The sequence below is a fragment of the Amycolatopsis sp. CFH S0740 genome (assembly GCF_004522315.1).
GTDB lineage: Bacteria > Actinomycetota > Actinomycetes > Mycobacteriales > Pseudonocardiaceae > Amycolatopsis > Amycolatopsis nivea.
Genome location: NZ_SDLS01000008.1, coordinates 1 through 14,174, shown reverse-complemented (window position 1 = coordinate 14,174; position 14,174 = coordinate 1). Strand labels below are relative to the sequence as shown.

Genomic DNA, 14,174 nt, shown 5'->3' with positions numbered 1-14,174 from the left:
CGACCCGGTGCCCGCCGGGTCAGCGGGTTCCGGCAAGTGCCCCCGTGGTGACCAACCGGTACCCGGTGCGCCCGGAGAACTCCGCGGTGAGCGCGAACCGGTCGCCGCGGACCAGCGTGTGCCGCCATTCGATCCGTTTGCCCGCGCTGGTGCCGAGGCGTCCGATGGAGAACGCGCCGACGGTTTCGCCGCAGCCGAGCAGGGTGCGTTCGGCCCGGGTCGGCACGACGGCGCGGATCTGCTCCTCGCCGTGGTCGAGTCGGACGCCGGTGCGGCGGTGGAGTTCGCCGTACAGGCTGGTGTGCTGGAAATCCGCTTCCAGCAGCGGCCGGGCGAGGTCGGCGGGCAGCCACACCCGGTCGACGGCCAGCGGGTCGTTTCCGGCCAGCCGCACCCGTTCGAGGTACAGCAGGGGAGTGGAGCCCTCCAGCGACAGCCGTTCGGCGACCACCGCGTCCGCGCGGATGTCGAGCCGGCGCACGACGCTGTGCTGGTCGAGCCCGGCCTCCTCGACCGCGGCGAAGAGGCTGTAGAGCGCGCCGAGCGGCTGCTGGATCTCCGCGGCCGCGGCGACGCGGGGCTGGCGTCCGCGTTCGGCGATGAGCGTGCCGTCCGCGCGCAGTTCCCGCAGCGCCTGCCGGACGGTCTGCCTGCTGACGCTGTATTCGTCGGCGAGCGCGAGCTCCCCGGGGAACGCGCTGTCGAACTCCCCGGCGCGGATGCGCACCAGCAGTCGCTGCTGCAACTGCCGCCACAGCGGCTGTCCGCCGGTGCGGACCAGCTCTGCCTCGCCCATGCCGGGAACACTACCGCTTGCCAAATGTACGGACAGCTCTTAGATTAAATGTACGTACATTACGGAGGAGGCCAGCAGTGCGCACAGGAGTGAACCGGTGACCGGCGCGACGCTCGGAGCGACGCGCGCGACGGTGCAGTGGCGGGCCAAGCTCGCCCGCCCGGTGCCGGGGCTCGCGGTCGCGCTGCTGGTCGCGGCGGCGGCGACGGCGGGCGGCAAGCTCGTTCCGGTGGTCGGCGGGCCGGTGCTCGCGATCCTGCTCGGCGCGGTCGCCGGCGCGGTCGTCCCGGGGCTGCGCGGCTGGCGGTTCAGCCCGGGCTACGCGATCGCGTCGCGGCCGGTGCTCCAGCTGTCGATCGTCGTGCTGGGCACGGGGCTCTCGATCCAGCAGGTCTTGCACGTCGGCGGGCAGTCGCTGCCGGTGATGCTCGGCACCCTGGCGGTCGCGCTCGGCGGCGCGTGGGTCCTCGGCAGGCTGCTCGGCGTCCGCGGGGACACGCAGACGCTGATCGGCGTCGGCACCGGCATCTGCGGTGCGTCGGCGATCGCGGCGACCAGTGCGGTGCTGAAGCCGAAGGAAGCCAACATCGCTTACGCGCTCGGCACGATCTTCACCTTCAACGTCGCCGCGGTCCTGCTGTTCCCGCCGCTCGGGCACGCGCTCGGGATGTCGCCGCACGCGTTCGGCCTGTGGGCCGGAACCGCGGTGAACGACACGTCTTCCGTGGTCGCGGCCTCCTACGCGTATGGCGGCGACGCCGGTTCGTACGGCCTCGTCGTGAAGCTCACCCGCACGCTCACGCTGATTCCGATCGTGCTGTTCCTCGCCGTGCTCGCCGCGCGCAAGCAGTCCGGCGGCCGGGTTTCCTTGCGCGCCATGCCCTGGCACCGGCTGGTGCCGCCGTTCCTGATCGGCTTCCTGGCCGCCGCGACGGTGGAAAGCGCGGGCTGGATCCCGGAATCGTGGCACGCGCCGCTGTCGACGCTCGGCACCTTCCTGATCACCATGGCGCTCGCCGGGATCGGCCTCGCGCTCAAGCCGTCCGACCTGCGCAAGGCGGGACACAAGCCGCTGCTGATGGGAGCCATCCTGTGGATCGCGGTCGCCGCCTCGAGCCTCGGGTTGCAGGCGCTGACCGGCGGGATGTGACGCGCTAGCGCACGCGCGGATTCCGCTTCCGCCGCCTGCGCTCGGTCAACGCGTCGAGGAGCCGGGGCAGACCTCGGCTCCGGCGCACGAACACAATGGATTCGCCGCGCGGGACCGGTTCGGTCCCCGCGGCGAATCCATCGCGCCGGAACTTGCGGAGCCCCGCGGCGAACTCGTCCGGGTCGCCGCCGACGTCCGGGTGGTGGGTGCGCACGAATTCGCGGTAGGCCGCCTTGTCGGCTTCGGACCACGCCTTCCGCTCGTCCACTGCCGTCCTTCCCCGGTTGAGGGTTCTGCTGGACCTTCCTGCCGGAAGTCGCGTCGAACTGCCAACCGGCGGTTCAACGATACAGTTCAGGCACATGATCGAACTCGACCTCTCCGAGCTTCGCGCCGTGACGGCCTACGCGGTGGCTTGTGCGGAACCCGCGCTGCCGATCTTCGAACAAGCCCGTCCAGGCGATCGGCGTCCGCACGAGGCGATCGAGGCGGCCCGGGCGTTTGCTCAGGGAGCTCAGCGCAGCAAGGCGATTCGCGACGGTGCGTGGGCGGCGCAGCGGGCGTATCAGGAAGCCCGCGACGCCGGTCAGGCCGCGGCGAGCGAGGCTGCTCGGGCGGCGGTCGCGGCTGCCGGTGCGGCGTATCTGCATCCGCTCGCGAAGGCGACCCAGGTGTGGCACATCCTCGGCTCGGCCGGTCATGCGGCGTATGCCTGCGAATTGGCCGGGTTGACGGCGCAGCATCCGGCGGCTGATCCCGTGGTGGTGCGGGTGCTGTCGCGGTATCCGGCGGCTCCGGGCGGCCGGGGCCGGGCGGGGGAGTTGGTGCGCGAGCTGGATGCCTTGCTGCGCAAGGGTTAGCGAACCCGCTCCACCCGCCGCTCGTCCCAGACCGGTTCCGGAGTCTCGCGCACCACGCCGTCCGAGCCGAAGACCAGGTAGCGGTCGAACGAGCGCGCGAACCAGCGGTCGTGGGTGACCGCGAGCACCGTGCCCTCGTACGACTCCAGCCCGTCCTGCAGTGCCTCGGCCGATTCCAGGTCGAGGTTGTCGGTCGGCTCGTCCAGCAGCAGCGCGGTGGTTCCGGCCAGTTCCAGCAACAGGATCTGGAACCGCGCCTGCTGGCCGCCGGACAACCGGTCGAACGCCTGCTCGCCCTGGCGGTGCAGTTCGTACCGGCGCAGCGCCGCCATCGCCGCGCCGCGGTCGGCCGCATGTTCCGTCCACAGCACGTCGACCAGCGTGCGGCCGGTGAGTTCCGGACGCGCGTGCGTTTGCGCGAAATGGCCGGGCACGACGCGGGCTCCGGTCTTCCATCCGCCGGTGTGCGCGACGTCGCCGCCCGCGAGCAGCCGCAGGAAATGCGACTTCCCGGAGCCGTTCGAACCGAGCACCGCGACGCGCTCGCCGAAGAAGATCTCCAGCGAGAACGGCTTCATCAGCCCGGTGAGTTCGAGGTTCTCGCAGGTCACCGCGCGCACGCCGGTGCGGCCGCCGCGCAGCCGCATCCGGATGTCCTGCGGCCGCGGCGGTTCCGGCGGGGGACCGGCCTCCTCGAACTTCCGCAGCCGGGTCTGCGCCGCCTTGTACCGCGACGCCATTTCGTCGCTGCGCGCGGCGTACTGCTGCATGTCTCGGACCAGCCGTTTGAGCTGAGCGTGCTTCTCGTCCCAGCGACGGCGCAGTTCGTCGTAGCGGGCGAAGCGAACCTGGCGCGCCTCGTGATAAGTCGCGAAACTGCCGCCGTGCACCCAGGCGTCCGCGCCGTCGCCGCCCGGCTCGACGCTCACGATCTTGTCCGCCGCTCGCGCGAGCAGCTCGCGGTCGTGCGAGACGAACAGGACGGTTTTGCGGGTTTCCTTCAGCCGGGCTTCGAGCCAGCGTTTGCCGGGGACGTCCAGATAGTTGTCCGGCTCGTCCAGCAGCAGCACCTCGTCCGGCCCGCGCAGCAGCGCCTCCAGCACGAGGCGTTTCTGCTCGCCGCCGCTGAGCGTGCGCACGAGCCGCCAGCGCGCGCGATCGAACGGCACGCCGAGCGCCTCGGTCGTGCACATGTCCCACGTGGTCTCGAACTCGTACCCGCGGGCCTCTGCCCAGTCGCTGAGCGCCTGCGCGTACCGCATTTGCGCGGCCTCGTCGTCGACCTCCAGCAGCCGCTCCTCAGCCGCGTCGACCGCCAGTGCGGCGTCGCGAACCCGTTGCGGGGCAACCGAAACCAGCAGATCGCGCACCGTGCGTTCGTCGCGCACCGACCCGACGAACTGCGCCATCACGCCCAGCCCGCCGGACACCGTGACCGAGCCCTCGTCCGGCTTCAGCTCTCCGGACAGCATGCGCAGCAACGTGGTCTTGCCCGCGCCGTTGGGGCCGACCAGCGCGACGACCGCGCCCTCGCCGACCCGGAACGAGACGTCGCCGAGCAGCGGACGCCCGTCGGGCAGCACGTAGCGCAGATGCGCGGCTTCCACATGCCCCATGTCCGCGCACTCTACCGAGGCGGCCGCGAATCGCCGCACGGTTTTTCGCCTGTCCACAGAGGACTCGTGAGCGGCAATCGCGGTTCTAACCGCGATTGCCGCTCACGAGGGTCGTGCTTATGCCTTGCGCTGCATGCTCTCGCGGGCCGGGTTCGCCTGCTCGGCCGCCTTCGGGTCCTTCTCGTCCTGCTTCGCGCGCACGCCGGACTCGACGCGGTCGCCGAGGTCCTTGTCCACGTTGTGCCAGTACTCGAAGGCCCGCTTCAGCACCGGTTCGGTCACCCCGTTGAGCAGGTGCCCGACGATGTTGTCGACCAGCCGCTCGCGCTCGGCGTCGTTCAGCACCTCGCGCACGAGCGTGCCCGGCTGGGTCCAGTCGTCGTCCTCGGCGTGGTCGACGTAGGCCGAGCGGACCATCTCGCCGTCGGCGTGCCAGCCGGCGGGCGTGCCGTAGCGTTCGGTGTCCGCGCGCGGGCCGCCCTTGGAGTTCGGCGCGTACACCGGGTCGGAGACCTTCGCGTAGCGCATCGCGCCGTCCTTGCTGTAGCTGTGCACCGGCGCGTGCGGGGCGTTCACCGGAAGCTGCTTGTAGTTCGCGCCGATCCGGTACCGGTGTGCGTCGGCGTAGGCGAACAGCCTGCCCAGCAGCATCCGGTCCGGGCTCGGGCCGATGCCGGGCACCATGTTGTTCGGCTCGAACGCGGCCTGCTCGATCTCGGCGTGGTGGTCGGTCGGGTTGCGGTTCAGCGTCATCCTCCCGACCTCGATCAGCGGGTAGTCGCCGTGCGGCCACACCTTCGTCAGGTCGAACGGGTTGAACCGGTAGGTCTTCGCGTCCTCGAACGGCATGACCTGGACGTGCAGGGTCCAGCTCGGGTAGTCGCCGCGCGCGATCGCCTCGAACAGGTCGCGGGTGTGGTAGTCGGTGTCCGCGGACGCCATCTGGTCGGCCTCGTGCTGGGTGAAGTGCTCGACGCCCTGGTCGGTCTTGAAGTGGTACTTGACCCAGAACTTCTCGCCCGCGGCGTTGACCCACATGTAGGTGTGCGAGCTGTAGCCGTTCATGTGCCGCCACGTGCGCGGGATCCCCCGGTCGCCCATCAGCCAGGTGACCTGGTGCGCCGATTCGGGGGACAGCGTCCAGAAGTCCCACTGCATGTCGTGGTCGCGCAGGTTGCTGTCCGCGCGGCGTTTCTGCGACCGGATGAAGTGCTGGAACTTCAGCGGGTCCTTGATGAAGAACACCGGGGTGTTGTTGCCGACGAGGTCGTAGTTGCCCTCGGAGGTGTAGAACTTCAGCGCGAACCCGCGCGGGTCGCGCCAGGTGTCCGGGCTGCCGCGTTCGCCGGCCACCGTGGAGAACCGGGCGGCCATCTCGGTTTTCGTGCCCGGCTGGAACACCGCCGCCTTGGTGAAGCGGCTGACGTCGTTCGTCACCTCGAAGTGCCCGAACGCGCCGCTGCCCTTCGCGTGCGGCTGCCGCTCCGGCACCCGTTCCCGGTTGAACTGCGCCATCTGCTCGATCAGGTAGTGGTCCTGCAGCAGGATCGGGCCGCCCGGGCCGACGGTGAGCGAATGCTCGTCGCTCTCGGCCGGGATCCCGGAGTCCGTGGTGGTCGCCGGGGGTTTCGGTTCTTCGGTCATCTCGCGAGCTCCTCGTGGTGGTCGGAAACGCCGGAGCAGTCCGGGCACAGACCCCAGAAGACGATCTCGGCCTCGTCGACGGCGAACCCGCGCCGGTCGTGCGGCGTGAGGCAGGGGGCCTCGCCGCGGACGCAGTCGACGTCCTCGGCCCGGCCGCAGCGGCGGCACACCACGTGGTGGTGGTTGTCGCCGGTCCGCCGTTCGAACCGCGCCGGATGCCCGGACAGCTCGATCCGGCGGACGAGACCCGCGTCGCCGCACGCGGCGAGCACGTCGTAGACCGCCTGGATCGACACGCTGCCCAGGCTTTCGCGCACGCCCGCGGCGATCGCCTCGACCGTCGCGTGCGGATGCTCGCCGAGCCAGCCGAGCACGGCTTGCCGCGGTTTGGTGACGCGCAGGCCCGCCGCTCGCAGCGTCGCCGCCGAGTCCGGCATCGGAGTCCTCCCCGGGATCTGGAACCGCTCCAGTTCCGCCGGTTACCCGGTCTCCGCGCCGCTCACACCTGGGTGTCACCCACCGGTCGGACGAGTTCGGCGAGATGCGCGCGAAGGACCGCGACGCACTCCTCCGGCGAGGTGAGTCCCGGCTGCAGCACGGCCCGGAACGCGAGCCCGTCCAGCAGTGCGGCCAGCCGGGGTGCCTCGACTTCCGGGTCCTTCGGCTCGAAGCGGCCGCTGCGGGCCTGGGCGTCGAGGATGCGGCGGGCCAGCGTCACGGTGCCCTGGACCGCTTCCCGGGCCAGGTCGTCCAGCCCCGGATCGGCGCGCGCGGCCATCAGGAATTCGACCAGCACGGTCACCTCGGTGCGCCGTCGTTCGTCCAGCGGCAGCAGTTCGGACAGGAACTCGGCGAGCTGGTCGACGGCCTCGTCCGGCGGCAGCTCCGACAGCGAACCGATCTTCTCGCGGTGTTCGACGAGCCGCGCGGTCGTCCGGTCGATCGTGGTGCGCATCGCGAACCGCATCAGCGCGTGCTGGCTGTCGAAGTAATGCCGCACCGAACCGATGTTCAGGCCCGATTCCGCCGCCACCGCGCGCAGCGAGACCGCGTGCAGCCCGTCCTTCGCGGCCAGCCGCAGCACCGCGTCGGCGATGTGCGCGCGCCGCTCTTCCCCGTCCACCACTCTAGGCACTGGACTTTTATATCACAGCCGTGATAGAAACGGTTTGTATCACAGGTGTGACAGAAAGGGGTGCGCTGTGGAGACGGTGCTGAACATCCTGCTGATCCGGTTCGGCATCATCGCCGGGATCGTCGTGGTCGTCGGGCTGGGCGCGTTCGCACTGATCGTTTCGCTGCGGCGGCGCGGCAAGGGGGAGCGCGTGCGCGAAGGCGCGGCGGTGCTGGCGAAATCCGCGGCCAGGGCGATGGACCGGCGCGGGGCGCGGGGAATGCGCGGGCGGGTCGGCGGCGAGGTCGTGCGCCAGGCCGCGCGGTGGCTGGACGAGGACCCGGGCCGGAAGCGGTCCGGCCGGTGAACGCGGTCCTGCTCGCCGACGGGGACGAGATGCTGCAGCACCTCGTGCACGATCTGTTCGTGAAGGGGCTGATCGTGCTGGGGGCGGTGCTGGTGGCGGTCGTCGGGATCGTGGTGATCTGGAAGAAAGTGGGGCGCTGAGGCGGGGCGCGCGCCAGTCGGCGGGAGGAATGCGCGCGGTACGCGACGCGTGGCGGTGCCCGCCGGGTCCGGGATTTCGGCACGATGGAGTCTTCCCCTGGAAGACGGAGGCCGTCGATGAGTTATCCGTTCGATCCCGAAATCGCCGCCGCGGTCCCGATGCTGCCCGAGGTCGACCTTCACGACATCGCTGCCGCGCGGGCGGGCATGGCCGAGCTGATCGCCACGATGCAAGGAGACTTCGACGAAACCGGAGTAAGCACGCGCGACGAGTCCGTGCCCGGTCCCGAAGGCGACATCCCGATCCGCGTGTACACGCCCGATCGCGTCGCGACGAAGGCGCTGGTGTTCGACATCCACGGCGGCGGTTTCGCGCTGGGCGACCTGGAGGTGGACCACGCGGCCAACCTCGAACTGGCCAGGGACCTCGGCGTCGTGATCGTGTCGGTCGAGTACCGGCTCGCGCCGGAGAACCCGTACCCGGCCGGGCTGGAGGACTGCTACGCGGCGCTCGAATGGTCGGTCAAGCACGCGGACGAACTGGGCGTCGACCCGGAAAAGGTGGTGCTGTACGGCGTGAGCGCGGGCGGCGGACTGGCCGCGGCGCTCGCCCTGCTGGCCCGCGACCGCGGCGGCCCGGCGATCGCGTTCCAGTTCCTCGCCGTGCCCGAACTGGACGACCGCCTCGAGACCGGCAGCATGCGCCGGTTCGCGGACACGCCGATCTGGCACCGCGGAGCCGCCGAGACGAGCTGGGACTACTACCTCGGCGAAGCGGTCAAGCGCGGCGGTTCGGACGTCCCGATTTATGCGGCGCCTGCCCGGGCGACGGATCTTTCGGGGTTGCCGCCTGCTTATGTGTCGGTGATGGAGTTCGACCCGCTGCGCGACGAGGGAATCGCTTACGCGCAAAGCCTTCTGGCGGCTGGGGTGCCTACGGAACTGCACTTGTTCCCAGGGACATTCCACGGTTCCGGGGTGATCCAGCACGCGACGGTGAGCCGCCGGGAGACCGCGGAGCGACGGGCGGTGCTGGCTCGGGTGCTGGGGGTCGAGGAGGGCTGAGGCCGGGGTTCTCGTGAGTGTCTGTTCCGGTGAGAACCGGCATGGACACTCACGAGATCTCGCTTTTCGCCAATCTCCGCGCCGCCAACGCTAGCCGCGCCCGGAATCGTCCCGCCGGGTCGTCCAGCGACCATCCCAGTGCGTCCTCCACGTGCGCAAGCCGCGCCGCCACCGAACTGTGGTGCCGGTGCAGCGCGATCGCCGCCTGGCGGAGAGAACCGGTGCGGCAGAAGGCTTCCAGCGTTTCCAGATCGCCGCTCTCGGCGAGCGCGTTCAACGCCAGCACGTCCGGCTGCGCGCGCAGGTGCTCGACTGGGATTTCCGCCAGCAGTGTCACCGCGCCGAGGTCTTCGTGCACGATCAACGGCCGCCCCGTCGCCGCGAACCGTTGTGCCAGACGGGCTTGCAGCCACGAGCGCCGGGCTTCGAGGCCGTCCACCGCGTCGCCGACTCCCACCCGGGGCAGCGTGCGGTCCTTGGCCCGCAACGCCAACGTCTCGTTCAGCGTCGGGACAACCGAATCCGGGCCCTCGCGCGGTTGCACCAGCACCGCGGCCACCCCGCCGACCACGGCCACCCGCGCGCCGAGCGGTTTGCCGCGGGCGACGAGCGCGACCGCGTCCGCGCCGGCATCGCGACCCGCGCCCGAAGCGACCGCCACCACTCGCAGCGGACGCGCGGTGTCCAGGCCGAGCAGGGTCAGCGCCCGCGCTCGGTCCTCGTCCGCCGCCTGCTCGCCCAGCACCAGCTCGACCAGCGCCGGGTCGGCGAGATGTGGTGCGGCAGGCGGCGGTTCGACCGGGTTGAGCATTTTAGCCGAGATCGCGAGCCGTTCGAGCACCAGATCGTCGAGCGGTCCCGGTTCTCCCGCGCGTTCCAGCCAGACCCGCCCGGCGCCGTCGAGATCCGCGACGACCGCGCCGGGCGGAACCGGGCCGTCGCCGCCGGGTTCGCCGGTCGGCCGGTACCGGAGCACGGTTCCGTCCGCACGGCGAATCCCGGCTGCGCATTCCGCGAGAAAAGCCGTGGCGCGCAGCAAATCCGGCAGCGTCGCGCGCCGGGCGATCAGCTCGTCGAAATACGCGATGACGCGCACCGCCGTTTCCGCGCCGGAATCGACCGCGGACAGCCGCAGCAGCAAGCCCTTCACGAGTTACAGCCTAGCGCGAGTCTCATGTGGACAGTCCGGCCAGCGGATGCAGCTCCTCCCACCGCGGGACGCGCGGCGGGAAACGCAGCGTCAGCCCGGCTTCGGCGGGCGTGCGGTCGGCCTTGCGCGCGTTGCAGCTGCGCGCCGACCCGCCGCACGCCGCGACGGTGTTGAGCCAGCTCGTGCGCGGACCGCCGCGCGACACCGGCGTGATGTGGTCGACCGTGGTGGCCCGGCGCCCGCAGTAGGCGCACGTGTGCCGGTCTCGCCGCAGCACGCCGGTACGCGACCAGCGCGGCGGCCCGGAATAGCGCCATTTCATCACGACGTAGCGCAGCAGCCGCACCACCTTCGGCCGCGGGAAGACGCCGAGGTCCGGCCCGTCGCTTTCGTGGACGACCGCGACCTGGCGGACCAGCATCCGGATGGCATGGGGGAGCGAGACGGTGTGCAGGGGCTCGTAGCCGGCATTGAGAACCAGGACTCCCATGGCGACGGGCACCTCCTTTCGGGGCTGAACGGGCCGCGAACGCAAAAGCCGCCCGGCCGGCGTTCCGGCGGGCGGCTCCTCGCTCACGGCGTGGCAGGCCACGTCATGGCGCGGAGCCGGGAATGCCCGACAGGTGCATGCGTTCGGTGCGACGCGGCATTCCGTGGGTTCCTTTCGTGGCTGGACGACTTCATCATTGCCGCCCCGCGCCGCCGCGTCAACGGAAAATGATCGCCCCGGGTTCAAGATCCACAGTGGACTATCGCGGGCGCGCGATAGAGGTTTTTGGCGGCTTCCGGTACAGCTCGCCGAGCAACGCGACCGCGGCGTGCGTGGCCGGATGCGGATCGTGGGCGCGCCACGCGAGCTGGACCGGCACCGGCGGGGCGTCGCGGACCCGGCGGTACACGATGCCGTCGCGGCGATACTGCGTCACCGTGGAATGCGGGGTGACGCCGACGCAGCGGCCGGTGGCGATGGCGGCGAGCCAGTCGTCGACGTCGTGCGTGTACTCGATCCGCGGGCGCGATTCCGGCGGCCACAGCTCGGCGGAAGTGGTTCCGGTGCGCGGATCGATCACCAGCAGCCGCGACGCGAGATCGGCGAGCGTGACGGTGCGGCGCCCGGCGAGCGGATCGTCGACGGCCATGGCGCAGTAGCGGTCCTCGTGGCCTACCGTCGCGTGCGCGTACTTGCCCGACGGCACCTGGTGGCGCACCACGGCGAGATCGACGAGTCCTTCCGCCAGCCCGGCGGTCGCCGTGTTGGCGCGCACGAGCAGCAGTTCGACATCGGGATACCGGGCAGCCCAGCGGCGCTGGAATTCCGCGGTGTGCCTGCCCATCGCCGACCACGCGTGGCCCATGCGCAGCCGCGTGTGCCCGGTGGTCGCCTCGCGGACGAGGTCGTCGGCCTCGGCGAGCAGATGCCGGGCGCGGGCGAGCACCTGGACGCCCGCGGTCGTCGGCTCGAGGCTCCGGCTGGTGCGATGCAGCAGCTGCACGCCGAGAACCCGTTCCAGCGACGCCAGATTCCGGGATACCGCCGCCTGCGAGACGCCGAGTTCCAGCGCGGCGTCGGTGAACGTGCCCGCGTCCACGATCGTCACGAGGCAGCGCAGCTGGCGCAGCTCCAGATCCATGCGTCCAGCGTATCGCTGATGCGGTCAATGCATTTTGCGCATGGATCGGCCGGTCGCATGCTCGACCGCATGGCGACTACGGAACTGGCTCCGCGCACGCGCGGCGGCGACGCCCGGGCGGCCGGCGCCGCGATGCTGCTCGGAAGCGCGCTGTCGAACCAGGTCGGCGCGGCGACCGCGGCGCTCGCGTTCCCGGTGCTCGGCCCGCCGGGCGTGGTGGCGGTCCGCCAATGGGTGGCGGCGGTGGTGCTGCTCGCGGTCGGACGGCCGCGGCTGCGGAGCTTCACCGCGCGGCAGTGGTGGCCGGTGCTCGCTTTGGCCGCGGTGTTCGCGACGATGAACCTGTCGCTCTACACCGCCGTCGACCGGATCGGCCTCGGACTGGCCGTGACGCTGGAATTCCTCGGCCCGCTGGCGATCGCGCTGGCCGGCTCCCGGCGCCGGACGGACCTGGCGTGCGCGGTGGCCGCCGCGGTCGCGGTCGGCGCGCTGATGCGGCCGCAGCCGAGCACCGACTACCTCGGGATGGGGCTCGCGCTGGTCGCCGCGTCGTGCTGGGCCTGCTACATCCTGCTGAACCGGACCGTCGGCCGACGCCTGCCCGGGGCGGCGGGTTCGGCTGCCGCGGCCGGGGTGTCCGGTCTGCTGTACGTGCCGATCGGGGTGTTCGCGATGCTGCACCACCCGCCGACGCCCGGCGCGCTCGCGGCGGCGCTCACCGCCGGGCTGCTGTCGTCGGCGCTGCCGTTTCTCGTCGACCTGATGGCGTTGCGCCGGGTGCCGACGCAGTTCTTCGGGGCGTTCATGAGCGTCAACCCGGTGATGGCCGCGCTCGTCGGGCTGGTGCTGCTGGACCAGCGGCTCGACGCCGTCGCGTGGGCGGCGATCGGGGTGATCGTGGCGGCGAACACGGTGGCGGTGCTGCGGCGGGCCGGGTAATTGTCGGTGCGGGGGGATAACGTAGGCGTCGTCGGCAAAGGGAGGTGCGGCATGGTGCGGATCGCGGATCAGGAGTGGCCGTCCACGGTCGTGCCCGCCGACGCGCGCGAACGCGCCCAGTCGACGGGCGTGCTGGTCCGCCGCATGGGCTGGGTGTCCGAGCGGCTGACGCGGGAGGAACGCGACGACGTCGAGCGGCAGCTGGAGTTCTGGTACTCCAACGGATACTGCCCGGACGCGCTGCTGATCGCGATGAGCGCGCTGCCCGACGGGACCCGGCAGCGGCCGCGCCGCGCGAGCGAGAAGCCGGGCGACTTCCTGCGCTCGCGGATGAAGGCCTGGTTCGCCGACGAGTCGGCCGCCGACCTGGCTGAGGTGCGCGAGCCGCCCCGGCGCGGGCAGACCTTCGAGGCCTGGCTCGCGAACCGGCGCAAGCAGGCTGCCGACGAGGGCACGTACCAACGGCGCTCGCGCCTGACCGACGTGGGGGAGTGGGCCCGGGCGGACGCTCGCTCGATCGCGGCGTCCCGGCGGAAGGATCCGCTCGCGCGCGTGCGCGAGAGTGAACGCCGGCGTGCTGCGGCGCTGGAGAGTCTGCGAGTGGTCGGCGAGGCGGTCGAGGTGCCACCGCCGCCTGCCTCGGCGGGCGCGACACCGCGGATGGTGGCGTCGTTTGCTGGGCGGCAGTCGTTGGCCGCGCATTCGCCGCAGGTGCTTCGGATTGTCGAGCGGTTGCGGGCGGAGAAGCGGGGGCCGTCGGCGGCTGAGCTGGCGGTGCTGCGGAACGCGGTCCGGGACGCACACCACAATGCCGGGCTGGGGACGTTGGAAGCGGCGAGCGCGGAAGTCAACGACGTGGATTCGCTGACCCCGGACGGCCAGCGGATCAAGGATTTCCTCGCGCGCGCGGCGGACGATCGCCTGCCGCTCGACGCGACGGTGCGGTTGCTTCACTCGATGCGGTGAGCAGCGCGTGTCGGGTCACCCGCGGCGGGGAGGGTGCTTCCACACTCGCCCGGTGACGAACACCGCGATGGACGATGCCGGGCGCTGTCTGCTTTCGGTGGCGTGGAATATCCGGACCGGCGGTCCTCGAGCGGACCCGTGCGCGGACGCGGTGCGCGAGCGGTTGCGGACGGTGTGCCGGGAGCTGGGGCATGCGGCTTGTCGTTTTGCTGCCGCGGATGCGGGCGGGGATCCGGTGCCGTTGTTGCGGTTGGCGGATCGGGCTTATGAGGTGGACACGTTGTTGTTGCTGGTGGGGACTTCGCTGATTCCGGATTCGGGGCGGGATTCGCGGTGGTGGGGGGAGATCGAGCGATTGGTGGGGGAGGTGGACGGGATGGTTGTGGAGGCTGCGGCTGTCCTGGGTGGGGTTTGTGTTTGAGCTTCCTGGGCAGCTCGGTCGGCTCGTCGCCTGGCGGCGACATTGCGTTTGAGGTTGGCCCACCACCCCTCAGCCTGAGTGTGACTACGGCGCGGGGGTGCTTGTCAAGGCGGGAAAGATGCCTTGACAAGCACCCCCGCGCCGTGTTTTTGGCTGTGTATCGGGGTTGCGGGGGTGTGGGTGCCTTGGCTCGTTGGGTGCATCGGCTGCGGTGGGGCGGGCGGGACGCGGCTTGGGTGGTTGGTTGCGGCGGGTTCGCGGTGGCGAGCGCCCCAATGAGGATTTTTCATCCTGGTTTGTGCTGGTCAGGGTGTT

17 protein-coding genes are annotated in these 14,174 nt (G+C 71.2%); 8 read left to right on the top strand and 9 right to left on the bottom strand.

Annotated features, from left to right (window positions below):
* Positions 1–19: 19 nt before the first annotated feature.
* Positions 20–796, bottom strand: coding sequence for a GntR family transcriptional regulator (locus tag EIZ45_RS15720; protein ID WP_051729615.1), 777 nt, complete (start codon positions 794–796; stop codon positions 20–22).
* Between the two features lie 97 nt (positions 797–893).
* Between EIZ45_RS15720 and EIZ45_RS15715 the strand changes: the two genes are divergently transcribed.
* A complete protein-coding gene (locus EIZ45_RS15715) occupies positions 894–1,946 on the top strand; it encodes a YeiH family protein (protein ID WP_134663422.1) in 1,053 nt (350 codons plus the stop codon).
* A 4-nt stretch (positions 1,947–1,950) separates the two neighbouring features.
* Here the strand turns inward: EIZ45_RS15715 and EIZ45_RS15710 are convergent, their stop codons facing one another.
* A complete protein-coding gene (locus tag EIZ45_RS15710) occupies positions 1,951–2,214 on the bottom strand; it encodes a hypothetical protein (protein ID WP_043833523.1) in 264 nt (87 codons plus the stop codon).
* A gap of 94 nt (positions 2,215–2,308) precedes the next feature.
* Here EIZ45_RS15710 and EIZ45_RS15705 point away from each other — a divergent pair, with 94 nt between their 5' ends.
* Positions 2,309–2,806 carry a putative immunity protein gene (locus EIZ45_RS15705; RefSeq protein WP_134663421.1) on the top strand — a complete coding sequence of 166 codons (498 nt, stop codon included), beginning with the start codon at positions 2,309–2,311 and terminating at the stop codon, positions 2,804–2,806.
* On the opposite strand, the gene EIZ45_RS15700 is transcribed toward EIZ45_RS15705, so the two are convergent.
* The 4 genes from EIZ45_RS15700 to EIZ45_RS15685 form a co-directional block, all read right to left on the bottom strand.
* The gene (locus tag EIZ45_RS15700; protein ID WP_134663420.1) at positions 2,803–4,422 is read right to left on the bottom strand and encodes an ABC-F family ATP-binding cassette domain-containing protein; all 1,620 of its coding nucleotides are present in this window, start codon (positions 4,420–4,422) and stop codon (positions 2,803–2,805) included. The two genes, EIZ45_RS15705 and EIZ45_RS15700, sit on opposite strands and share 4 nt — an antisense overlap.
* Before the next feature lie 117 nt (positions 4,423–4,539).
* On the bottom strand, positions 4,540–6,066 hold the full coding sequence (locus EIZ45_RS15695) for a catalase (protein WP_043833518.1): 1,527 nt from the start codon (positions 6,064–6,066) through the stop codon (positions 4,540–4,542).
* Positions 6,063–6,503 carry a Fur family transcriptional regulator gene (locus tag EIZ45_RS15690; protein ID WP_037818672.1) on the bottom strand — a complete coding sequence of 147 codons (441 nt, stop codon included), beginning with the start codon at positions 6,501–6,503 and terminating at the stop codon, positions 6,063–6,065. Before EIZ45_RS15690 ends, EIZ45_RS15695 begins: the two co-directional genes overlap by 4 nt.
* A gap of 62 nt (positions 6,504–6,565) precedes the next feature.
* Positions 6,566–7,201, bottom strand: a complete 636-nt coding sequence (locus EIZ45_RS15685; RefSeq protein ID WP_134663419.1) for a TetR/AcrR family transcriptional regulator — start codon at positions 7,199–7,201, stop codon at positions 6,566–6,568.
* Between the two features lie 67 nt (positions 7,202–7,268).
* On the opposite strand from EIZ45_RS15685, the gene EIZ45_RS15680 reads away from it, so the two are divergent.
* The 3 genes from EIZ45_RS15680 to EIZ45_RS15670 all read left to right on the top strand — a co-directional run bounded on the left by EIZ45_RS15680 (position 7,269) and on the right by EIZ45_RS15670 (position 8,752).
* On the top strand, positions 7,269–7,547 hold the full coding sequence (locus tag EIZ45_RS15680) for a hypothetical protein (RefSeq protein ID WP_167756462.1): 279 nt from the start codon (positions 7,269–7,271) through the stop codon (positions 7,545–7,547).
* Positions 7,544–7,687 carry a hypothetical protein gene (locus EIZ45_RS15675; protein WP_205669949.1) on the top strand — a complete coding sequence of 48 codons (144 nt, stop codon included), beginning with the start codon at positions 7,544–7,546 and terminating at the stop codon, positions 7,685–7,687. The genes EIZ45_RS15680 and EIZ45_RS15675 overlap by 4 nt, the downstream gene beginning before the upstream one ends.
* 117 nt (positions 7,688–7,804) lie before the next feature.
* A complete protein-coding gene (locus EIZ45_RS15670) occupies positions 7,805–8,752 on the top strand; it encodes an alpha/beta hydrolase (RefSeq protein WP_167756461.1) in 948 nt (315 codons plus the stop codon).
* Positions 8,753–8,801: 49 nt separating this feature from the next.
* Here EIZ45_RS15670 and EIZ45_RS15665 read toward each other — a convergent pair whose 3' ends face one another.
* The 3 genes from EIZ45_RS15665 to EIZ45_RS15655 form a co-directional block, all read right to left on the bottom strand.
* Entirely contained in the window at positions 8,802–9,902 is a 1,101-nt protein-coding gene (locus EIZ45_RS15665) for a helix-turn-helix domain-containing protein (RefSeq protein WP_134663416.1), read from the bottom strand.
* A gap of 22 nt (positions 9,903–9,924) precedes the next feature.
* Entirely contained in the window at positions 9,925–10,392 is a 468-nt protein-coding gene (locus EIZ45_RS15660; protein WP_037818681.1) for an HNH endonuclease, read from the bottom strand.
* A gap of 259 nt (positions 10,393–10,651) precedes the next feature.
* On the bottom strand, positions 10,652–11,533 hold the full coding sequence (locus EIZ45_RS15655) for a LysR family transcriptional regulator (protein ID WP_134663415.1): 882 nt from the start codon (positions 11,531–11,533) through the stop codon (positions 10,652–10,654).
* 69 nt (positions 11,534–11,602) lie between these two features.
* Between EIZ45_RS15655 and EIZ45_RS15650 the strand changes: the two genes are divergently transcribed.
* Genes EIZ45_RS15650 through EIZ45_RS15640 form a run of 3 tightly spaced genes read left to right on the top strand, consistent with a single transcriptional unit; the run spans position 11,603 to position 13,859 of the window.
* Positions 11,603–12,472 (top strand): DMT family transporter, encoded by an 870-nt coding sequence (locus EIZ45_RS15650; RefSeq protein WP_051729629.1) that lies wholly within the window; start codon positions 11,603–11,605, stop codon positions 12,470–12,472.
* A gap of 51 nt (positions 12,473–12,523) precedes the next feature.
* On the top strand, positions 12,524–13,438 hold the full coding sequence (locus tag EIZ45_RS15645; RefSeq protein WP_134663414.1) for a hypothetical protein: 915 nt from the start codon (positions 12,524–12,526) through the stop codon (positions 13,436–13,438).
* Positions 13,439–13,490: 52 nt separating this feature from the next.
* Positions 13,491–13,859 (top strand): hypothetical protein, encoded by a 369-nt coding sequence (locus EIZ45_RS15640; RefSeq protein ID WP_240690652.1) that lies wholly within the window; start codon positions 13,491–13,493, stop codon positions 13,857–13,859.
* The last annotated feature ends 315 nt before the right edge of the window (positions 13,860–14,174 follow it).